Raw genomic sequence first — 22,308 nt, 5'->3', positions numbered from 1 at the left:
GTTAAAAATAGGGTGATTATATTTACATTAGTTAGTATATAATCACTCTATTTTATTTGTTTTTTAAATATTAAAAGAATATAATAATAATTTGAAATATTTTCAAAAAATATTTAACAAAATATAACTTAAGAGTTATAATATATATAAACAAAGTGTTAACAAAATGTTAATTATATTTATAACTCAAAAATTTAAAAGTTCATTACTTCTATTTGAAGCAACAAACTTTTTAATTTATTTGGGCTAATCAAATAATTTAAAAGGAGTTGAATTTAAATGAAACAGGAAGGAACAACAAAAAAATCATTAACACTTTTTGGATTCTTTGCAATGACAGCATCTATGGTTATGGCTGTATATGAATATCCTACATTTGCAACATCCAAATTGCACTTAGTATTTTATCTACTTTTAGGAGGCTTTTTATGGTTTATTCCAGTTGCTTTATGTGCAGCTGAAATGGCAACTGTAGATGGATGGCAAAAAGGTGGTGTTTTCACCTGGACTGGAAAGAATTTAGGTAAGAAATATGGTTTTGCAAACTTATTCTTTGAATTCTTTGAAATAACAGTTGGATTCGTAACAATGATTTATTTCATACTTGGAGCTTTATCATATGTATTTAATTGGCCAGCACTAAATAGTAATCCAATGATAAAATTTATAGGTGTATTAGTAATTTTTTGGATTTTAGCATTATCTCAATTTGGAGGAACAAAATATACTGCTAAAATAGCTAAAATAGGTTTCGTAGTAGGAATACTTTTACCAGCAGCTATTTTAATTATCTTGGCCCTTGTATATATAATTCAAGGTAATCCTATATACATATCAAGTAAAGATACTTTTGTTCCAGACTTTACAAATGTAAATACTTTGGTTGTATTTGTATCATTTATCTTATCTTATATGGGTGTAGAAGCATCAGCTACCCATGCAAATGAAATGGCTAATCCAAAGAAACAATACCCATTAGCAATGCTTTTACTAGTTATAGTAGCCATAGTTGTTAGTACATTAGGAGGACTTGCAATAGCAGCCGTTATACCTCAAGGTCAAATAAATTTAAGTGCCGGGGTAGTTCAAACCTTTGCAGTGCTTTTAGGACATTTCACAGCAAATAATACAATCTTAGTTAAGATAATAGCCTTATTACTTGCTTTTGGTGTAATAGCAGAGGTAAGTTCATGGGTTGTTGGACCAACAAGAGGTATGATTATAGCAGCTGAAGAAGGTGCTATTCCAGAATCATGGGCTAAAACAAATAAACATGATGTACCAGTTTATTTAGTTATAGCACAAGGTATAATCGTTAGCATATGGGCTGCTGTATTAACTTTTGGAGGTGGCGGAAGCAACCTTTCATTCTTAGCAGCAATGTCATTAACCGTTGTAATTTACTTAAGTGGATATGTTTTATTTTTCGTAGGATATATAAAAGCTATTTTAGGTAAAGGCTTAAATGGTGCTTACCAAATGCCTGGTGGAAAACCAGTTAAACTTATAGTATCAATAGTTGGACTTGCAACTTCAATATTTGCATTCTTTATATCCTTTGTTCCGCCTACAGCAATTGCAGGAAACATGATGAAATCACATGAATATATGTGGATGCTTATTATAAGTTATGCAATATCCTTAGTATTACCATTTGTAATTTATGAATTATGTCAAAAATATATGCATTCTCATGAAGGAAATATTCATCATGCAGTAGCAGTTCATAAACATTAATTTAAAGAAGGCTGTCCTAAAGAGTTGAGAAAATCATCTTGTTTAGGAGAGTCTTTTTTATTTTATACTAATTTTTAGAATTTCTATTTTTAGATAGAGTCATAAGCTTGTTTTAATACTAAATAAGACCATAATTTAAAATGAAAGTTATAAAAATATGAAATTTCCATTTATAAATATTTAAATAAAGCAAATAATAAAAAAGAATTTAATTAATAACTAATGATAAGGAGTGAATATTATGAGCAAGCAAAAAACCTTAAATGGAATGCAACAAAGTATGAAGCAACATAATGCTGAATCTTCAAAGTCTAAAACAGGATTTAATAGTACAAGTAATACAGCAAAGCAGGCTGGAATAGCTAATACAAAAGGACTTTAGAATAAGGTATATTAAGAGGGCTAAATAGTCCTCTTTTAATTTTGTTTTATTTTAAGTAATAGAAAAATAAACTGGCTAAAATTTTTAGTAAATATCTAGACATAATATATGGATTAATTATAATTTTTATAGGGTTTTATGAGATATTTTCCTAAAAAAAGAACTGTTGATAATCATTTTCAATAAATGTGATTTGAATCATATTTTTTCTAAAAAAAATAGATTAGAATTAAGGCATAAAATTTATTAGAAAAGCACAAAATAAAAATAATTGAGGATTAATTTCAATTTTTTTAAGGAGGAATTTAAAGATGAAACAATATATTGAAATAATTGATGTGGTAGCAAGACAAATTTTAGATTCAAGAAGCTTTCCAACAGTAGAGGTTGAAGTTTACTTAGAGGATGGAACAGTTGGAAGAGCTGCAGTTCCTTCAGGGGCTTCAACAGGTATATATGAAGCTGTTGAATTAAGAGATGGCGATAAGGATAAATACCTAGGAAAAGGTGTAGAAAAGGCAGTAGAAAATGTTAATGATACAATTGCTGAAGAAATTATAGGATTAAATGTATTAGATCAAGTACACATAGACAAAACTCTTATAGAATTAGACGGAACTAAAAACAAAGGTAAATTAGGAGCTAATGCAATCTTAGGAGTTTCTTTAGCAGTTGCTAGAGCAGCAGCTAATTATTTAGGAATGCCTTTATATCAATACATTGGAGGAGTAAATGCTAAGGTTTTACCAGTTCCAATGATGAATATAATAAACGGAGGAAGTCATGCTGATAACTCAGTAGACATCCAAGAATTCATGGTAATGCCAGTAGGATTTGATTGCTTTGAAAAAGCTGTAAGAGCTTGTTCAGAAGTTTATCATGCATTAAAGAAAACTTTAAATTCAAAAGGATATTCAACTGGTGTTGGTGATGAAGGTGGATTTGCTCCAGACTTAAAATCAAATGCAGAAGCAATAGAAGTTATTTTAGAAGCTATCGAAAAAGCTGGATACACAGCAGGAAAAGACTTCTTCATAGCAATAGATGCAGCTTCATCTGAATACTATAAAGATGGAAAATATGTATTAGAGAATGAAGGAAAAACTTTATCAGCTTCTGAAATGGTTGATTTCTTTGAAGACTGGGTTAACAAATATCCAATAATCTCAATTGAAGATGGTATGGCAGAAGAAGATTGGGAAGGTTGGAAACTTATGACTGAAAGACTTGGTAAGAGAGTTCAATTAGTTGGTGATGACCTATTCGTTACAAACACAGAAAGATTAAAAACTGGAATAGAAAAAGGAATTGCTAACTCAATCTTAATCAAACTTAACCAAATAGGAACATTAACAGAAACTTTAAATGCTATAGAAATGGCTAATAGAGCAGGATACACAGCTGTTGTTTCTCATAGATCAGGAGAAACTGAAGATACAACTATAGCAGACTTAGTTGTTGCAGTTAATGCAGGTCAAATAAAAACTGGTGCTCCAGCAAGAAGTGAAAGAGTAGCTAAATACAACCAATTAATCAGAATAAATGAAGAATTAGGTGACGTGGCTGAATACAGAGGAATCAATGCATTCTTCAATCTTTCAAAATAATCTTAATGTTGCAAAGATAAATAAGATATTATATAAACAAAGAACTTCTAAGTTTTCTTAGAGGTTCTTTTATTTTTATATTCATAAAATACATTTATATCTTAAATAATATACTCGTAAATGATAATAAAGCAATAAAAGAAAATTTGTTTAAAATATTCCAAATTATTGAATTAAAGTGAAAAATATGTTAACATAATGTAAATAGGTAGTATAAAAGAAGTGAACTTTATGGATGGATCATTCGGAGGTGTATTAGGATTTTTATTAATTGTAGTATTAAGAGTAACTGCTTATTATGGTATTCCAACAATTTATAAGAAAAATAGTAAGGTCTTTGAGTTGGATTATAGATACTATAATATAAATGATTTAAGAAATGCTACAGTAGAGCATTTAAGAGCGGAAGGTAAAAGATGTGAAATTCTTGATTCTAGAACATTATTAATAGATGGAAAAAAGTATTTATTATTTGATAGAAATTTAAATTGGGGTCTAGTGCCAGTTCAACAGGTTGTACTTAAAAGACGTAAATAACTTTAAAAATTATAGAACTAAGAGGTAATCTGTGTTACTTTGAAAAAATAAGTTAATAAAAGGATTTTGTATGAGAATAGGTTAATAGATTTATAAATGAATGGTTATTTATAAGTTTAATGATTCTGTTTTCATACAAAATCTTTTTGTTTTTTATAAGTATTTTTATAAATATTAATTTTAGGTTATGTTTTAGTTGAGTGTTGATTTTAAGATGAAAATGAAATAGTTAATTTTAAAAATTGCCCTTAAAATAGGATAGAAATAAAAAGTAGGTTAAAAATAAGCTTTACTTAAAATATGTAAAAAAAGGTATGAACATTTATTAAGGAGATATAATATAATAATATAAATTATAAAGAAAAAACGATAAAATAATTTTAATTATTGAAAATAGTACATTAATCAAGTAATATAAAAAAAAAGATAATATTCAATAATCCTTTGAAAAGGAGTAAGTAGGTAAACTTAGCTTCAATAAAGAGAGTCAATGATGGTGGAAATTTGGCAAGAAAGAGTTTAGTGAATGGACCTTGGAGGAATGAAATGAAATCTATTTAAGAAAGTAGTGGAATGGTGGGCTGCACCTTATAGCAGATAGAGTATGTTAGTACTTGAAAATGAGAGATATTAGTAAGTATTTTAAGTTTAAACCCTAGCTAGGTATTTTTAATCATAATTAAAATACAATAACTAATATAAATTAGGTGGTATCGCGGATTCAACTTCGTCCTATTTTTAGGACGGAGTTTTTTTATTTTACAAAAAATTAAAGGAGGGAGTTTAAAGATGAAATGAAGTTTTAAAAGTGAATATGAAAATAAGAAAAAAGTTTTAAAGTTAGAAGCTCCCTTGTGGAGAAGAACTAGTTTATAAGTTCGTGGTTAAAGTAAATTTAATTTCAGAGTAGTACTTTAAACCTATATAAAAAGCAATATTATTTTAAAAGATAATTTTTAGAAAAAACTTTATCTAAGAGATATTATTAGGAGGATTTAAAATGAATATAAGAAATAATACAAGAATTATAACAATAAATGCCTTATTACTAGCAATAGGAGTAATATTACATCAAATAACACCTGCTTTAGGCTTGCCTATGCAACCAGATTTTGCACTTACCATGTTATTTATAATAATTATATTAAATGACAACTTTAAGATTACAATGATTTCAGGAACTTTAATGGGAGTATTTACTGCTATGACAACTAAGTTTCCAGGAGGACAATTACCAAATATAATAGATAAATTTTTTACAGCTTTCATAATATTTATGTTTATAGAATTAATAAAAAAATCTAATATATTAGGAAGATTATCTTTAGAAAAAAGAAATAAGATATTAATGACAATTATTTTACCTTTAGGAACATTAATAAGTGGACTTTTATTCTTAGGATCTGCTCAAATAATTGTAGGATTACCAGCTAATTTTTCTATATTATTTTTAACTGTTGTGGTACCTTCAATTGCACTAAATACAGTTTTAGGATTAGTATTATATAGAGTAATTGAAAGCGCTTTAAGAAGGGCATCTTATAGTATAAGGAGATAAGAAAGTAGTTAAACTATATAATATGTAGGTTGTTATAATTATGTGTACAAAATAATATAAATATTGTAAAATTTTCATTGGTGTGATATGATAATTTCATGGAATTATGCAACTATACAAAGCTTAGGAGGTTTTCTTATGAATACAATTTTAATAGTGGTCGAAACTATTTTAGCTATAGTAATTTTGGTTTCAATAATGATGCAACCAAGTAAAGCAGATGCATTAAGTGGATTAATTCAAGGAAGTCAAGATAGTTTCTTTTCAAGAAACAAGGGTAGAACTAGAGAAGCTAGACTTATAAAAGTTACTGTTATATCATCTGTCTTATTTGCTATAAATACATTAGCTATAAATTTAGTTAAATAGTTGTTTATTTGGCCACCCATATACTTTAGGGTGGCTTTTGAATTATATTGGATTGAATTTCCTTAATCAAAGAGACGATTTAGACATATCATATTAATAAGAGAATAAATTAATATATCTTGGCAAAAGTCTTAGGTGCTTTAGATTATTTATGTATTAGGAAGTTAAGAAAAAAGAGCTTTGGTATAACCTATAAATCAATTAAAATGTTGCATTAAAATCTATATATAGAACGGAGGAAAAAAGCATGAAAATAAAAGATATAATTTTAGGTCTTATGAAAGAAGAGGCATATAGACCAATGACAATGCTAGAATTATCAAAGATATTTAATATAAATAAAGCTGAATATAAACAGTTTAAGAAAGTTTTTAAAGATATGGAAGCTGAAGGGCTAATAGCTAGAGATGAGGAAGATAGATTCGGATTAGTAGATAAGGTTGGCTTAATAGCTGGTAAAATTCAAATACACCAAAAGGGTTTTGGTTTCCTTATTCCAGATGAAGAAGGCATGAAAGATGTATTTATACCTAAAAATGCTTTAAAGGGTGCTATGAACGGAGATAGAGTATTAGGTAAGGTTGTAAAAGAAAGTGCTGAAGGCAAAAGACGTGAAGGTGAAATAGTTAGAATAACTGAGAGAGTTAACACAAAGATTATAGGAATATATGAAGATAATAAGAGCTTTGGATTTGTGCTTCCACAAGATCAAAGAATACAAAATGACATATTCATATCTAAGAAGGATGGAAATGGAGCTAAAAAAGGAAACGTTGTTGTTGTTGAAATAACTAAGTGGCCAGATGGTGGTAAAAGAAAAAATCCAGAAGGAGTAGTAGTAGAAATACTAGGAAACAGAGGAGATTTAGGCTTAGATATAATAACTGTAATTAAGAAATATGCCCTTCCAGAAGAATTCCCTCCAAAGGTTTTAGCCTTTGCTGAAGAAATCTCAGAGGAAATCCCAGAATCAGAAATTAAGAGAAGAACAGATTTAAGAGATGTAAGAATGGTTACTATAGATGGAGAAGATGCTAAGGACTTAGATGATGCTGTATCTATAGAAAGACTTCCAAATGGAAACTACAAATTAGGAGTTCATATTGCGGACGTAACTCACTATGTTAAGGAAAATAATCCTTTAGATAAAGAAGCATTCCAAAGAGCTACTTCTGTTTACTTAGTTGATAGAGTTATTCCTATGCTTCCTAAGAAGTTATCAAATGGAATATGTTCATTAAATCCACAGGTTAATAGACTTGCATTAACTTGCTTTATGGAAATAGATCATAAGGGAAATGTAGTTAATCATTCAATACATGAAAGTGTAATTAAGACTGATGAGAGAATGACTTATACTAATGTAACTAAGATATTAAGAGATAATGATCAAGAGTTAATTGAAAGATATAAAGATTTAGTAGATGACTTTAAAGCTATGGAAGAGCTTTGCAAAATCTTAAATAAGAGAAGAATGGGAAGAGGAGCTATTGACTTTGAGTTTACAGAATGTAAAATCATATTAGATGAAAAAGGAAAGCCAATAGAAATTAAACCATATGAAAGAGCTATAGCAAACAGAATTATAGAAGAATTCATGCTAGTATGTAATGAAACTATAGCAGAATATATGAATAAGGCTGAAATACCTTTTGTTTATAGAATACATGAGGAACCAGATAATGAAAAACTTCAAAGATTTAAGAACTTTGCATATAGCTTAGGATATTCATTTAACTTTGGAGAAGAGGTTGAACCTAGAGAGTTACAAAAGATCGTTGAAGAGGTTAAAGGCAAGAATGAAGAAATGGTAATAAATACATTGCTTTTAAGAAGTATGATGCAAGCTAAGTACTCACCAGAATGTGCAGGTCACTTTGGATTAGCTGCTGAGTATTATTGCCATTTTACTTCACCTATTAGAAGATATCCAGACTTACAAATTCATAGAATAATAAAAGAATATATAAATGGAAAGATAGATTCTAAGAGAGAGAAGAGATTAACAAGTATCGTTGATTCTGCATCTAAACAATCATCAGAAATGGAAAGAATAGCTCAAGAAGCTGAAAGAGAGACAAATGATCTTAAGAAGGCAGAGTACATGAAAGATAGAATTGGAGAAATCTTTGATGGTATTATTTCTTCAGTTACTGGTTTTGGAGCATTTATTGAACTTCCAAATACAATAGAGGGTCTTGTACATGTAACAAGCTTTAAAGACGATTATTACATCTATGATGAAGAAAATCTTCAATTAATAGGAGAAAGAACTAAGAAGGTTTATAAGCTTGGAGAAAAGGTTAAGGTTATTTGTTCAAAAGTAGAAATGGATACTAGAGAAGTTTACTTCGAAATAGTTGAAGATAAGTATACTATTGAAGAAAAAGAAGAAGAAACAGAAGAAAGAGAAGATTTACTTGAAGAAGTAAAAAAAGAGCTTGAGGCAGAAGGAAAGGTTGAAATAATAGAACCAAGAGAAGCATCTGCTGAGGAAGAACTGTAATAATAGGTAGATATAAAAACTTATAGATGGATTTTGATAATTACTGTATCTCATTAAGAATTTATAGCAATCATTACGAGAGGTTTACTAAAGATTGAAAACTTAAGTGAAAGCCCAAATTTTAAATTTGGAAGCTTGAACTTACACCTTTGAGTTGAACGAAAAGGTGCTTGATTAAAACAATTCAATCTTCTTAACGTAAACCTCTTTCCATGAGTGCTTAAATTCTAAAACTCATACAGATATTAGCTGCATCTTATCTATAAGTTTTAATAATATCTACCTATTATATTAAGAGCTTTGGTGCTTAGTGTAGTAGGGTTTAATTATTTCAAAAAACAATTCAATTTTTTTTATGGGAATTCTTTTTAACAATAGCTTAAATTCTAAAAATTCATACCAATATTTTTTCTATTTATTTATAGGTTTTATATATTAGCTTAATATACATTAGAATTATTGATTTGGGGAAATTAGTATATTGAAAAGCTATTTAGGTAATGGATAAAGTGAGTTGAAGATTTTTACAGGGGCAAGTATAGAGAGTGCTAACAAGTAGAGTTTTATGAATTTACATTTAAATAGTAAATATGTTAAAATAGTAAAAAAAGAAGAAATAAAAGGTGTATCGTTCTTTTAGAATGGATATGCTTTCAATATAACCATAGTAGGTGAGAAGTATGGCAAAGAGAAAAGACAATAAAACATTAGCAGAGAACAGAAAAGCTAGACATGATTACTTTGTTGATGAAGCTATGGAAGCAGGTATAGCTTTAGTTGGAACAGAGGTTAAATCTATTAGAAATGGAAGAGTTAATTTAAAGGATTGTTATGCAGATATATATAATGGAGAAATCTATATTAACAATATGCATATAAGTCCTTATGAACAAGGAAACATATTTAATGTTGATCCATTAAGAAAGAGAAAGTTACTTCTTCATAAAAGCGAAATACAAAGATTGATTGGAATAGTTCAACAACAGGGTATTGCGTTAATACCACTTTCTTTATACTTAAAGAATGGAAGAGTTAAGGTTAACTTAGGTGTTTGTAGAGGTAAGAAGAACTACGATAAGAGAGATACAATGCTTGAAAAAGCTCATAAGAGAGAAATGGATAGACAGCTTAAGGAAAGAAATAGATATTAGGTTGTAAGTAGATTAAAGACTAAATTAAGAAATTTATAAATAGATGTTGAGAATTACGGAAATGTATTAAGAGTTTATATCAATTGTTCCATGGTTCTTTTTGCTCTATTTATAAATTTTTTTTGTTTAGCTTTTAATATTTTTACAAGTTTTTAACTGGTTTTAGATGGAATAATATTTTGAGAAAATATATAATATATAAAAATATTAAATCAAGATTATGTGAAAGGGAATTAGGGGATGAAAAAATTAAGGGGAATAGTGTTTAGTTTAATACCTTTATTATTTTTAGTAGGTTGTGAATCAATAGAAAAAAATGAGACTAAATTGGTTTACGAAAAACTTTCTCAAAAAGAAGAGTATTTATTAAACTTAACAGATAACAAAATTTTAACGTATAAAATAGAGAATATTCCAAAAGATAAAAGCTATGAGATTAATTTGATTTATGAAGTATATAGAGAGGGTAAGAAAATAAAAGAGGAAATTATCATGGGGAGTATTAGTGAAGAGGGACATGAAGAATCAAAAGAAAAGACTTTAGGAATAAATTTTAAAGATGGTAATAAAATAAGATGTGTTTTAGGAGACGAAGGAACATATAGTACTGCTAGTCATGATATAGAGGAAAATCTTTGGGAGTATGTTCAGGCATATTTCACTAATGATATAACTTTAGAAGAAGGGAAAAGTGTGTATATTTATCATGCAAATTCCGGAGAATATATCCAGAATAGTGTACTTGGTATGAATACTGATTCAAATATACTAAATGAAATATTAAAAAATAATGAGGTTAATATTTTTCTTAAGTTAAGTTTAAAGGAATTTTAAAATTTATTTTTTATGAAATAATTAAGATAAGGTTGTAAGATTGGACAACCTTATCTTTTATAATAGAGTTTATTAAAATAAATATTATTCATCTAAATTAAGAAGTTCTCTAAATTTAGAGTAGAACTTTAAGTTGTTTAGCATATCATCTTCTAAAGCTATTTCTTTTAGGCAAACACAGTAATGCAAGGCTCTTTCTAAATAGTAAAATGCATTGTCAAAATCTTTCTTTAAGGCATAGGCTCTAGCTTTATAGTAAAATGCTATGAAGTTAAAAGGGGATAGTGATAGGGCTTTATTTAGGTTTTCTAAAGCCTTGTCATATAAGCCTAAGTAGATTAGTACATTAGCATATTCACAATAGCAAGTATCACTTTCTGAGTTTAATTCTAAGGATTTTTCATACATTTTAGAACTATTTTTCAAATCATTTAAGAAGAAGTAACATTCTCCTAATTTTTTATAGGCTGAAGCTTCACTTTTATCTATTGATATAAAATCTTCAAGATATTTAGAAGCAAGAAGGTAGTCTCCTTTTTCATAAGCACAATGTGCTTTTCCAGATAAAGCATTTTTGAAATAAGGATTAAATTCTAAAGCTTTATCAAAGGCTTCTTCAGCTTTAGAAAGTTCACCTGTTTCAATATGAGAGAAACCTTTATTGTTTAAAGCGTAGAGGTCTATAGGATTTAAATTAAGAGCTCTTTCAGAAAAATCTATAGCTCTGTTATAAAGTCTTAAATTATAATATACAAATGCAATATTATTGTAAAGTTGATAGTTTGGTTCTTTAATGTTTTTCATTGCCTCTATGGAAAGTTCATAGGCTGCATTAAATTTTTTTTGTTTTGAGAGTACTAGAATTTTATTATTATAGAAAAATAAAGGGTCTAATTTTTCTGCATATTTATTTAAAAGATAAAGAGCCCGTTCAAACTTTCCTAGAGAGACATATTTTCTGATCTGTTTTTCTGGTAAAAAATTATCAGATTCTATTAAATATAAAATTATTATTATGGATAAAATACATATGAGTATTATTATGAGTGAGTGAAGTGGTTTCATATTCATCTCTCCAAAATATTTTTCTACTATTATTATATAAGAAATATTTCAAAAGGATTACATGAATAATAAGAATACTGTATAATAAAATTAGATAGCAATAAGTTTTTCTATTATGATATAATATAGGAAATTAATACTATAAATTAATAGTAAGAAAGGATGTAACCAAATGGAACTATTAAAAGATAAGATAAAAAAAGAAGGCAGAGTTACAGAAGATAATATCTTAATGGTTGATTCTTTTTTAAATCACCAAATGGATGTAGAATTTTTCAACGAAGTAGGAAAAGAATTTAAAGATAGATTTAAAAACGATCAAGTAGATAAAATACTTACAATAGAATCAACAGGAATAGGTCTTGGAATAATAACAGCTCAGTACTTTGATAATGTACCAGTTGTTTTTGGTAAGAAAATAGAAAGATTACCAAGAAACAAAAGAGATGACGTATTTAACTCAGAGGTTTATTCATTTACTAAAAAAACAATATACAATGTTGTTGTTGATAAGAAATTCATAAAACCAGGAGAAAAAATTCTTATAGTTGATGATTTCTTAGCAAATGCATGTGCTGTTTTTGGATTAATAGATATTGTTAAACAAGCAGGTGCTGAAGTTGTTGGAGTAGGAATAGTTATAGAAAAAGGATTCCAAAGTGGAAGAACTCACTTAGAAGATAAAGGAATAAGAGTTGAGTCTTTAGTTACTTTAGATAAGATAGAAAACGGAGAAGTTTACTTTAAATAAATAATAATTTAAAAAGTTAGAGAGCAATAATAAGTAGTATTTTAAACTTAATTAGCACAAAAGATAAAAAGTTTTGATTTAGGTAAAAATAACCATTGATATTTTGAATAGAATTATGTATTATATAAATTGTCTATTTTAGAATGTTAAAAGTTAATTAATTAGTCAAGGAATTCATCTCTTACAAACACAAACATATATGTCCCTTGACTAAATTAATTAATTGATATATAATGAGAACATAAGTTTGATTAAAAACTTTTGAATTTAAAAATTGAATATGGAATTAGCGTTTAGACCATATTATTATCTCATACATGGGGGCGTTTTGGCTTCGACGGGGGTAAGATGGGTTTGATAAGCGGGTCGAGGAAAGCATGGTCCCTCGTTAATCAAGTATGCATTAAAGATAAACGCAGAAGATAATTTTGCATTAGCAGCTTAATTTAGCGCTGCTCATCCTTCCTCAATTGCCCACGGTTGAGATCAAGGGTGTCATTTTAAAGTGGGGAACCGAGCTTAGCAAAGCTTTGAGCTAGGAACGGAATTTATGAAGCTTACCAAAGAGGAAGTTTGTCTGTGGACGTCTTCTGAGGGAATTTTAAAACACAAGACTACACTCGTAGAAAGTCTTACTGGTCTGCTTTCGGACACGGGTTCGACACCCGTCGCCTCCACCATATAAATCCACGATAGAAATATCGTGGATTTTTTTGTTTAATGAAAACCACTCGCTATGCGAGTGTGTTCAGATGAGCTTTAGCGATGTAAGAAAAAACAGTTTAGCACATACAAAATGGAATTGTAAATATCATATAGTTTTTGCACAAAAATACAGAAGGAAAGAAATATATGGAGAGAAAAAATAAGAGATAGATAAGATATTAAGACAGCTTTGTGAATGGAAAGGAGTTAAGATAGTCGAAACGCACGCTTGCGTAGACCACATACACATGCTTGTTGAAATACCACCTAAAAAGAGTGTTTCAAGTTTCGTTGGATTTCTAAAAGGTAAGAGTAGTCTTATGATTTTTGAGAAATTTGCAAATTTAAATATGGAAATAGGCATTTCTGGTGCAGGGGATTTTACATTGATACTGTCGGGAAAAATAAGAAGGCAATTGAAGAATATATAAGAAATCAAGAACAAGAAGATATGTTAGCTGATCAAATTAGTTTAAAAGAATATATGGACCCTTTTAAGGGTAGTAGAAAGTAAAGAAGTATACGGCGGCTGACAGACAGATTTAAGCGTCTTAAGGCGCAACGCAGGTAGTGTGCACTTATATAATAGAGCTGAGGAAATACCACCAGCTAATCTGGTGGATTTTTATTCTTTGTTCAAAAATAGTGGGGAGATAGAAGTTGTAAGTAAAATTAAAAGGAATCGATTATATGAAAGATATGGTAATAGTTTTTATATAAATGTTTCTTAGTAAATGCTTCATTTAAAAAGTATAATAATATATGAATAGATAGGTTAAGTCCTAGTGAATAACTTGTGAAATACGTTAGAGTTATGTTTAGCATACTTGTAAAAGAAAAATTTATATTAGCTTTAATATGAGAAAAATTTTAAGTGTTTTTGTAGGAAAATTCAAATTTGTGTAGAATATAATTATATGGTTTGAATTATTAAATATTAGCTTACCTTCAAAAAGGGAATCAGAGTAGTAGATGAACACATAAAATAAATGTTTTTTGATGTGGTAGGCACAGTAGCTATTGGTGCTATATAATGTAATTTTTACAAGTAAAAATAAGAAAGACAATAATGGTAACATAAAGAAAGATATTACTTAGTGAAGAGTAGGAGAGAAATAATGATTAGAGTTCCAGAATATGAAATAATAGCTTTTTTAGAATGGATTAATGATATGAATTATGAAAGAAAAAGCGACAATATAGAAAATTTGGCAAAAGAATATATATATCAGTTAGATAACTTAAATAATTTAGATGATATGATTAAGCTTATGTTATCTGTTTTTCAATCACATCTGAAGAATGAACAAGGAGATGTAATTGAAAATATTATACATATTCTTAGATGTAAACTATGTTTAAGAGCAGTTTTAAGAGATAATGTTATATATCATGACGTAAGACTAAGTAAACGGCTATCTATGTATATTCAATTCATAAATATTAATCAAAGCAAATATAAATTTTTAAATAAACTAAAATATTCTCGGAATACTAGGAGACATGATAATGAAATAGAGTTATATATAAAAGAATATATAACAAAGCATAGAATGGAATTATTAGGAACATTTGAAGACTACTATAGAAGTGCAAGTAATTTAAAGTATGAGTATGAAACAAGTTCATTAATAAGTAATAAATATGAATGCTTAGATGAAAAAATAGATAGGCTTGTAAATTCAACTAATGATTATTTATCTAACAAGGATAATAACATATATGGATCTATTGTTAATAGGCCTAATGATGAATTGAATTTTAAAAATTTAATTAATTTTATAGAAGATTATGCACAAGAAGAAATACAAAAAGAAGATTTAGATATGCTAATTAATGATTTTTCCAAAGGAAATAAGATACTTGGAAAAAGTATAAAAAAAGCTTTAAATTATGAAAGTAACTGGATAACTAAGCTTCAACTAAAATTAACATTATTTAAAAACATTCATATGCTTACATATAAAAGATATAATGAAGTAAAAGTGCATGCATTATTATTGTTTAGTAATGAAGATGGATTTATGAACTTTATGGATGGAAATTGGAAGCTACTAGATGATATGACACAAAATTATTTAGATATTTATTATAGTAAAGATGATTTGAAAAAAAATGTAACTGGATATGCGGTTATTAATAAGATAGAAGAGTTAAATAAGATAGATTTTGAAAAAATGCCCTGTTTAGTGATTTGGAGAAAAAGTATAAAAAATCATAAAATTATATCATTAAAGGAACTTGATAATAATGATATAATAAATGTAATAACAGGTGTAGTACAAAAAATAAGAGAAAACAAATCTTTTAATGATATAGTAAATAAGGGAATTTATATTGCATCTGAAGCCAGAGTCAATATATTACTTAAGTATAAAAATAATAAACAGGAGGGTAATATAGTGAATAATACGTTTAATGGAACAATTAATGGAACAGTGATTACAGGAGGAAATAATCATCTACACGATAATACAATTAATTATGGTAATTTTGATAATAAACAAAATTTGAGTAATGAAGATTTAAAGAAATTGAAGGACTTTAAAGAATGTATATTAAATAATAAAGAGATACTAATAAACGATTCGGAAAAATTTAAGATAGTTGGCTCAATATCGGAGATAATAGAGGCAAAAGAAACAAATGATGAATCAAGAACTCAAAAAAGTATAATCAATTGGAATGAATTAAGAAGTAAGTTAAGTGATGGTGGACTAAAAGCATTAGCTATTGCAGCTGATGTAGTTACACTAGGTATTCCTATTTTAAATGTATTGGGTATTCACAACTAGTATTATATATGTAGCTTATTACATTTATATGTATAACATGGTGGATTTTAAAGGTCGTGATTCGCCTACACCAAAAAACACGACTACTTGTAAGTAGCTTAAATAGCTACTTACAGATAGTTGTGTTTTTTTATTGTTATGGAGCAGTGTAATATTTAAAATTAAATATAATCAAGAGAAGCTAATAAGGTTATTACAGAGCTGATGTAAGAAATTTATTATCAGATTTTAGTGAATATGTAATAAGTAGAAATATACCAGAGTGTAAGAAGTTAATAATAGATTTTTAAAAGAAATATTAGTGTTTAAAGACCACATTGAAGTAACATTCAATGTGGTTTTTTCTTTTCTTAAAAATAGAGAAGTATTAATTGAGATTGCAAGTAGCATTACGAGGTAAGATTTATTTGAAAGGAATAGTGGGAATTTTTATATAAGTGTATTTTAAATGAAATATATACATATATGTAATATAATGATAAAATATATGTAAAATATTCTAAAAATAGAGGAGAATGTATAATTGGATGAAAGTCATTTAAAAGGAACTGTATTTAATAGAGTTATTACACCATCTGAAAAACAAGCTTATAAGAATTTAAAAGAATATGATGGTGGAATATATAATATAAAGAATTATAAAAAAATAAAAGAAATTTTAGGATACAATTTAAAACCAGTCAAGTGTAGAAGTAGTGAACTGTATATTACACAAGATGAAGTTAATATGTATATAAATTATGCTAAACTATTAAACATGAGACATGCTGATTTTAATCCTGGAATATATGTAGAAGCTAATAGTTATGAAGCATCATTTGCTAAAAAGGTATATTTTAATTCTGAATTAGAGTTTATTGTGAGTCTATTTATTTCGCATCATAATATTCATGCATTTGATGATGGAAATAAGCGTACAGCTTTAAATTTATTTATAGATTTATTACATAAATTTACTACATTCTATATTAAAGATATAATAATAATACAAGATGCACAAATTCTATATTTGGAAAAGAATATTACTGAGGAAGAATTTAGACATATTATATATTATGAGGTGAAAAGAAAAGTGTTTAATAAAAGTGTAAAATGTAATCTAGAGCATTTAATACCTAGAGGTGATATAGATAACAACGATAATTTTGTAGGGGTTGCTCAAACCGATAGAAGGAGTAGTATAAATTTAACGGATTTGGAAAAAGAACAATTTTTTTATCAATCACTTAGAAAACCATTTTTTCAAAGAGATACAAATCAATGGACGGTAGCTAGGGTTGAAAAATTAATTGGTACTTTTTTAGAAGATGGTTTAATCCCAGCAGTTATTTTATGGGAAAATTCAGATGGTGATATTTATATTATAGATGGAGCTCACAGATTAAGCTCTTTAATAGCTTGGGTAAATTCAGATTATGGAAAAGAAAACGAATTGAATGATAGTCATCATGAGGCTATAGAAGAATATATTAATTTTCAAATTGGTAGTTATGATGAAATAAAAAAGTCAAAAGATATAAAATATAAAAAGTCAAAACAAATTATTGCTAAAAGATCTATTGCAGTACAGTGGGTAACTGGAGACTATGAAAAAGCAAAAGAATCATTTATAAGAATAAATGAACAAGGAGTAGTTATATCACAAGATGAAAAAGAATTAATTGAAAACGATCAATTGCCTACATCAAAATTAAGTCGTGCTATTTTAGCTCATGGATTAGGACAAGTATCAAAAAATCAATCATCAAAGACTAAATTAATATTTGAAAGATTTTTTACACCATATCTATCACATCAATTAAATAATTATCCGTTAGCGGGTTCATTAAATGAGGACTTTGTAATTTCTAAAATTTATAATGCTGTTAAAATTATTGATGATAGAAACAGTTTTAATATTGAGCAATTGCAAGAAAAAGTTTTAGATATTTTAATGTTAATACAAGATGAATTAAATATTAGTCAAAAAATCTATTTTTATGGTGCTACTAAGAAATTCAAAACTAATTCATTTTATGGATTAATATACTTTATGTTAGAATTAAGTAAAAATGAAAATTTAAAACGTTTATTCATAAAAAATAGAATGGAATTTGAAGAATTTTTAGTTAATAATGAAAGAAATATTCAAATAATAGCTCGTAAAAAAAGACAAGCTAAAAATGCATATGAAGAAGTAGGAAATTATTATAAAGTTGTTTTACAATCATGCGAAAGTAAAGATTTATTAGAATTAAAAGAAAAATATTATTATTTAGATTTTGAAAAGAAAAAAGCTAAAACAGCAAAAGAAAAGACTCTTGAAAAAAATTACGAATTATTTATAGCAACAGTACCAAGATGTTCAATTTGCGGGGGATTTATTGATGGCAATATACACGACCATAAAGTTCATAATTGTTGCAAAAGCATAGAATAGAAATAATTAAATAAGTCTAACGATAGATTTCAAATGTCATGATTTGCCTTAATTATAAATCCACGATACGAATATCGTGGATTTTTTTTGGTTAATGAAAATCACTCGTTATGCGAGTGTGTTCATATGAGCTTTAGTGGTGTAAGAAAAAACAAGAAATAGGTAAGATATTAAGATAGCTTTGTGGATGGAGAGGCGTTAAAATAGTAAAAGCGCACGTTTACATAGACCACATATAAATGCTTGTTGAAATACCACCTAAAATGAGTGTTTCAAGCTTTGTTGGATTTTTAAAAGGTAATAGTAGTCTTATGATTTTTGAGAAACTTGCAAATTTAAAATATAAATATGCATTTCTGGTGCAGGGGATTTTACGTTTATACTGTCGGAAAAAATAAGAAGGCAATTGAAGAATATATATAATCAAGAACAAGAAGATATGATAGCTAATCAAATTAGTATAAAGGAATATATTGATACTTTTAAGAGTAGTAAGTAAAGAAGTATGCGGTTGGTAGTCCAATTTAAGCATCTTAAGACGCAATGGAGGTAGCTATGCCCTTATAGGGCTAAGTAAATACCACCAACTAAGATGGTGGATTTTTATTAAAGATAATATTTTACTGATAACTAAGATTGAAAGAACAAAGCTATATAATTGAAAATTGAAAGTGCTTGGATTAGTGGATTTTAATAAAGGAGTTATGTAAATATCTATAGTATTTTATATAAATTTAATTCATATAATAATTAATTGTGTCATATTGATTAAATTATATAACATTTAATTTATGAGGATATTATGGTAGGAGATTCTAGTACAAAAAGAAAAAAACAAGGAGATTTTTATGAAACTCCAAAATGGGCAATAGAAGCTTTATTAAAGAGAGAAGGATTTGATGGTATGATTTTAGAACCATGTTGTGGAAAAGGTGCTATAAGCAAGGTTTTAGAGGAATATGGTTATAAAGTTAAGTCATCAGATATTGCAGCTGAAGATAATATTTATGGAGAAAAAGGAATAGATGTATTACTAATAAATAAGGTAAGTGATAATATAATTACTAATCCTCCGTATAATAGAAATATACTAAATAAAATAGTAGAGCATTTATCAACGATATATGTAAAAAAGATGGCTTTATTATTGAGATTAACATTCTTAGAAGGTGAAGGAAGGCGAGAGTTATTATCATCGTTACCGTTAAAGTCAATATATGTTTTTTCTTCAAGAGTTACTATGTATCCAGAAAATGAAGAAAAACCTAAGAATAGCGGAACAACTGCATATGCTTGGTTTGTATGGGAAAAAGGATACGTAGGACAACCTGTAATAAACTGGATTTATGATAAAGAATGTAAGTAAAAAGGATACTAATATTGTATATAAGTTTATAGTTTGATAGATACTAAAGATAAAATTAGTTTTATGGAGGAGTTATGGGAACATATTGTGTAAAAATAAATAAAACTATGTTAGAAAGTGGAAAGATAACAATAGCTAATGATGAGATAGATGCATTAATTGATATTTCTAAATGGAAAATAGGTCATGTTGAAGAAGTTAAATTGAAATTTAATAATAATATATATGATGGTAAAATATCTTATAGGGGTAGAAAAAAAGGTAATCCATACTATCAATTATCTTATTATAAAGATTTGAATAAAGCATTAAAAAAAGAATTTATCCATACCTTTTTAGCGATTAAAACAGAAGAAATACCATATGATGAGAATAGTAATTATTATATAACTACTGATGGAATCAATAGAGAAGTGCTACAATTAAAGTCTAACAAAAACGGTGTAATTGAGATAATACCATTTTTAAAAATTAAAACAGAATATGATGAGTTTTTTAAAAAGATAATACAATGGAATGTATTAGATTTAGAACAAAGTGAAACTAATGAAGCTGTTGAAGATATTATTCAGTATTCATCAGAATGGATACCAATAGATGAATTATTTAAGCATAAAGAAGTAAAAAATATAGTGTATTATTTATTAGATGATAATAATAAGGAAATATATATAGGGTGTTGTGATGAATTAGGAAAAAGAGTTAAACCAAAGAGAAAAGAAATACCAGGGTGGAATATGTTTAAATATGAGGTAATAAAACCTAGATATTGGGATATTAAAAAAAAGATAGAATCTCACTCTATTAGAGCATTTGCAAGTTTTTTAGAAAATGGAGCTAATGAACCTTATTTTAAGATATCAGATTATAAACTAAATAATAAAAGTTGGGCAAGATGTAAATAAAAAGATGGTCGAGGATACTAATAGTAACGCCTCGCCTCCACCATATAAACCATGATATAAAATCGTGGTTTTTTTATTTTAATATATTTAGGATAGAGTGAGAATTTATTAAAATACTAAAATGATATTACTAATGATATAATATTTAAGAAATAGATTTTTTATAAAAATTAAGTTTATTACATTAAGAAAAAATGAAAAATAAAAAACAAAAGATTGGATGGAAAAGATGAAAAAAGAAATTACCATAAAAGTGAAATCAAGATATGTAGATAAATTTAAAAGTGGATATCCATTAATTTTCAAGGAAGCCATAATAAATTTTGATGCTTTTAATAAAGAAGGAGAGCTAGTTAAATTAGTAGATGAAAAAAACAGATTCGTTGCAAGAGGATATCATGGAAAGCAAAATAAAGGCTATGGATGGATTCTTAGTACTAAAGAAAATACAAAGATAGATATAAGTTTCTTTGAGAGAAAGATAATATCTGCATTAAATAAGAGAGCGGGGCTTTATAGAAGTAAGGATACAAACGCATTTAGAGTGTTTAATGGAGAAGGAGATGGTATAGGCGGTTTAACTATTGATTACTTTGATGGCTATTACTTAATAAACTGGTATAGTAGAGGTATTTATAAGTTTAGAGATGAGGTGTTAAATTCATTAAAGAGAATAGTTGAATTTAAGGCTATTTATCAGAAGAAGAGATTTGATGAGAATGGTGCTTACATAGAAGAAGATGGATTTATAATGGGGGAAAGAGGAAATTTCCCGATTATAGTAAAAGAAAATGGAGTTAATTTTGCCATATACCTAGATGAAGGTGCAATGGTTGGAGTATTCTTAGATCAAAGAAATGTAAGAAGAACTATTAGAGATAAATATTCAAGAGGAAAGAATGTTTTAAATACATTTTCTTATACAGGAGCATTCTCTGTGTATGCAGCTTTAGGGGGTGCAAAAAAGACAACAAGTGTTGACCTTGCAAATAGAAGTTTACCAAAAACAATCGAACAATTCAGTATAAATGGAATAGATTATGAAGCTCAGGATATAGTCGTAGAAGATGTATTTAATTACTTTAAATATGCTGTTAAGCAAGGAGTAAAATATGATTTAGTTATACTTGATCCACCTAGTTTTGCTAAGTCAAAGAAATTCCAATTTAGCGCGGCTCATAATTATAAGGATCTTCTTAAAGAAGCAATTGCTATAACAGAAGATAATGGAGTAATAGTGGCTTCTACAAATTGTAGTAATTTTAATATGAAAAGATTCAAAGAATTTATAGCTACTGCATTTAGAGAAATGTATGGTACTTACAAAATTTTAGAAGAGTACTCATTACCATCAGATTTTAGAATTTCAAAGGAATATGAAGAAAGTGATTATCTTAAGGTTGTATTTATTAAGAAAATCAGGGGTCACTTTTAATAGAATACTAGATACTTTAATATAGAGTAAGTATTGAGTTGGAGAAATTTAAAAAATTCGTTTGAGTATATAGTGTTAACTGTACATTTTATGAAGGTATTGAGATAATGTGGAAGTAAAAAGTAATTAATAAACATAAATTTTAAAACCTCAGTATTAATATAATTTAATGCTGAGGTTTTTAGT

The 22,308-nt window shown here is 27.4% G+C and carries 16 protein-coding genes, 1 other RNA gene and 2 pseudogenes; 18 read left to right on the top strand and 1 reads right to left on the bottom strand.

Translation table 11 applies throughout. The annotated features are described in order from the left end of the window. The first annotated feature begins 279 nt into the window (after positions 1–279). The 9 genes from gadC to AC2A4K_RS09655 all read left to right on the top strand — a co-directional run bounded on the left by gadC (position 280) and on the right by AC2A4K_RS09655 (position 10,681). A complete protein-coding gene (gene gadC / locus AC2A4K_RS09695; protein ID WP_322502283.1) occupies positions 280–1,737 on the top strand; it encodes a glutamate/gamma-aminobutyrate antiporter in 1,458 nt (485 codons plus the stop codon). A 241-nt stretch (positions 1,738–1,978) separates the two neighbouring features. Continuing rightward, positions 1,979–2,119 carry a hypothetical protein gene (locus AC2A4K_RS09690; RefSeq protein WP_322502282.1) on the top strand — a complete coding sequence of 47 codons (141 nt, stop codon included), beginning with the start codon at positions 1,979–1,981 and terminating at the stop codon, positions 2,117–2,119. Between the two features lie 311 nt (positions 2,120–2,430). After that, a complete protein-coding gene (gene eno, locus AC2A4K_RS09685) occupies positions 2,431–3,726 on the top strand; it encodes a phosphopyruvate hydratase (RefSeq protein WP_322502281.1) in 1,296 nt (431 codons plus the stop codon). A gap of 231 nt (positions 3,727–3,957) precedes the next feature. Next, positions 3,958–4,263 (top strand): hypothetical protein, encoded by a 306-nt coding sequence (locus tag AC2A4K_RS09680; protein WP_322502280.1) that lies wholly within the window; start codon positions 3,958–3,960, stop codon positions 4,261–4,263. Positions 4,264–5,263: 1,000 nt separating this feature from the next. After that, on the top strand, positions 5,264–5,821 hold the full coding sequence (locus tag AC2A4K_RS09675; protein ID WP_322502279.1) for a tryptophan transporter: 558 nt from the start codon (positions 5,264–5,266) through the stop codon (positions 5,819–5,821). Positions 5,822–5,959: 138 nt separating this feature from the next. Further along, positions 5,960–6,190 (top strand): preprotein translocase subunit SecG, encoded by a 231-nt coding sequence (secG, locus tag AC2A4K_RS09670; protein WP_322502278.1) that lies wholly within the window; start codon positions 5,960–5,962, stop codon positions 6,188–6,190. 247 nt (positions 6,191–6,437) lie between these two features. After that, positions 6,438–8,696 carry a ribonuclease R gene (gene rnr, locus AC2A4K_RS09665; RefSeq protein ID WP_322502277.1) on the top strand — a complete coding sequence of 753 codons (2,259 nt, stop codon included), beginning with the start codon at positions 6,438–6,440 and terminating at the stop codon, positions 8,694–8,696. Positions 8,697–9,376: 680 nt separating this feature from the next. Next, the gene (smpB, locus tag AC2A4K_RS09660) at positions 9,377–9,847 is read left to right on the top strand and encodes an SsrA-binding protein SmpB (RefSeq protein WP_322502276.1); all 471 of its coding nucleotides are present in this window, start codon (positions 9,377–9,379) and stop codon (positions 9,845–9,847) included. 240 nt (positions 9,848–10,087) lie between these two features. Beyond that, entirely contained in the window at positions 10,088–10,681 is a 594-nt protein-coding gene (locus AC2A4K_RS09655; RefSeq protein ID WP_322502275.1) for a hypothetical protein, read from the top strand. 84 nt (positions 10,682–10,765) lie between these two features. Here AC2A4K_RS09655 and AC2A4K_RS09650 read toward each other — a convergent pair whose 3' ends face one another. Further along, entirely contained in the window at positions 10,766–11,746 is a 981-nt protein-coding gene (locus tag AC2A4K_RS09650; RefSeq protein WP_322502274.1) for a tetratricopeptide repeat protein, read from the bottom strand. Between the two features lie 172 nt (positions 11,747–11,918). Between AC2A4K_RS09650 and AC2A4K_RS09645 the strand changes: the two genes are divergently transcribed. The 9 genes and pseudogenes from AC2A4K_RS09645 to AC2A4K_RS09605 all read left to right on the top strand — a co-directional run bounded on the left by AC2A4K_RS09645 (position 11,919) and on the right by AC2A4K_RS09605 (position 22,122). Next, a complete protein-coding gene (locus AC2A4K_RS09645) occupies positions 11,919–12,497 on the top strand; it encodes a xanthine phosphoribosyltransferase (protein ID WP_322502273.1) in 579 nt (192 codons plus the stop codon). A gap of 319 nt (positions 12,498–12,816) precedes the next feature. Further along, positions 12,817–13,177: a transfer-messenger RNA gene (gene ssrA, locus AC2A4K_RS09640) on the top strand. A 72-nt stretch (positions 13,178–13,249) separates the two neighbouring features. Then, a pseudogene (gene tnpA / locus AC2A4K_RS09635) lies at positions 13,250–13,716 on the top strand (IS200/IS605 family transposase). 604 nt (positions 13,717–14,320) lie between these two features. Then, complete coding sequence (locus AC2A4K_RS09630; protein ID WP_322502272.1) at positions 14,321–15,997, top strand: hypothetical protein; 1,677 nt, start codon at positions 14,321–14,323, stop codon at positions 15,995–15,997. Between the two features lie 523 nt (positions 15,998–16,520). After that, positions 16,521–18,416, top strand: a complete 1,896-nt coding sequence (locus tag AC2A4K_RS09625; RefSeq protein ID WP_322502271.1) for a DUF262 domain-containing protein — start codon at positions 16,521–16,523, stop codon at positions 18,414–18,416. Between the two features lie 143 nt (positions 18,417–18,559). After that, positions 18,560–18,915: pseudogene (gene tnpA / locus AC2A4K_RS09620) on the top strand (IS200/IS605 family transposase); the annotation flags it as partial. A 303-nt stretch (positions 18,916–19,218) separates the two neighbouring features. Further along, on the top strand, positions 19,219–19,782 hold the full coding sequence (locus AC2A4K_RS09615; protein WP_322502270.1) for a TRM11 family methyltransferase: 564 nt from the start codon (positions 19,219–19,221) through the stop codon (positions 19,780–19,782). Between the two features lie 74 nt (positions 19,783–19,856). Continuing rightward, positions 19,857–20,687 carry a hypothetical protein gene (locus tag AC2A4K_RS09610; protein WP_322502269.1) on the top strand — a complete coding sequence of 277 codons (831 nt, stop codon included), beginning with the start codon at positions 19,857–19,859 and terminating at the stop codon, positions 20,685–20,687. A gap of 229 nt (positions 20,688–20,916) precedes the next feature. Next, the gene (locus AC2A4K_RS09605) at positions 20,917–22,122 is read left to right on the top strand and encodes a class I SAM-dependent rRNA methyltransferase (RefSeq protein WP_322502268.1); all 1,206 of its coding nucleotides are present in this window, start codon (positions 20,917–20,919) and stop codon (positions 22,120–22,122) included. Positions 22,123–22,308: the final 186 nt, after the last annotated feature.

Source organism: Clostridium sp. LIBA-8841 (genome assembly GCF_057782475.1).
This window is presented reverse-complemented; position numbering and strand designations above follow the sequence as displayed.

What these genes read in the sequence shown, in the direction of transcription:
- gadC (WP_322502283.1), top strand. Translation starts at nt 280, where the DNA reads ATGAAACAGGAAGGAACAACAAAAAAATCATTAACACTTTTTGGATTC.
- AC2A4K_RS09690 (WP_322502282.1), top strand. Translation starts at nt 1,979, where the DNA reads ATGAGCAAGCAAAAAACCTTAAATGGAATGCAACAAAGTATGAAGCAA.
- eno (WP_322502281.1), top strand. Translation starts at nt 2,431, where the DNA reads ATGAAACAATATATTGAAATAATTGATGTGGTAGCAAGACAAATTTTA.
- AC2A4K_RS09680 (WP_322502280.1), top strand. Translation starts at nt 3,958, where the DNA reads ATGGATGGATCATTCGGAGGTGTATTAGGATTTTTATTAATTGTAGTA.
- AC2A4K_RS09675 (WP_322502279.1), top strand. Translation starts at nt 5,264, where the DNA reads ATGAATATAAGAAATAATACAAGAATTATAACAATAAATGCCTTATTA.
- secG (WP_322502278.1), top strand. Translation starts at nt 5,960, where the DNA reads ATGAATACAATTTTAATAGTGGTCGAAACTATTTTAGCTATAGTAATT.
- rnr (WP_322502277.1), top strand. Translation starts at nt 6,438, where the DNA reads ATGAAAATAAAAGATATAATTTTAGGTCTTATGAAAGAAGAGGCATAT.
- smpB (WP_322502276.1), top strand. Translation starts at nt 9,377, where the DNA reads ATGGCAAAGAGAAAAGACAATAAAACATTAGCAGAGAACAGAAAAGCT.
- AC2A4K_RS09655 (WP_322502275.1), top strand. Translation starts at nt 10,088, where the DNA reads ATGAAAAAATTAAGGGGAATAGTGTTTAGTTTAATACCTTTATTATTT.
- AC2A4K_RS09650 (WP_322502274.1), bottom strand. Translation starts at nt 11,746, where the DNA reads ATGAAACCACTTCACTCACTCATAATAATACTCATATGTATTTTATCC.
- AC2A4K_RS09645 (WP_322502273.1), top strand. Translation starts at nt 11,919, where the DNA reads ATGGAACTATTAAAAGATAAGATAAAAAAAGAAGGCAGAGTTACAGAA.
- AC2A4K_RS09630 (WP_322502272.1), top strand. Translation starts at nt 14,321, where the DNA reads ATGATTAGAGTTCCAGAATATGAAATAATAGCTTTTTTAGAATGGATT.
- AC2A4K_RS09615 (WP_322502270.1), top strand. Translation starts at nt 19,219, where the DNA reads ATGGTAGGAGATTCTAGTACAAAAAGAAAAAAACAAGGAGATTTTTAT.
- AC2A4K_RS09610 (WP_322502269.1), top strand. Translation starts at nt 19,857, where the DNA reads ATGGGAACATATTGTGTAAAAATAAATAAAACTATGTTAGAAAGTGGA.
- AC2A4K_RS09605 (WP_322502268.1), top strand. Translation starts at nt 20,917, where the DNA reads ATGAAAAAAGAAATTACCATAAAAGTGAAATCAAGATATGTAGATAAA.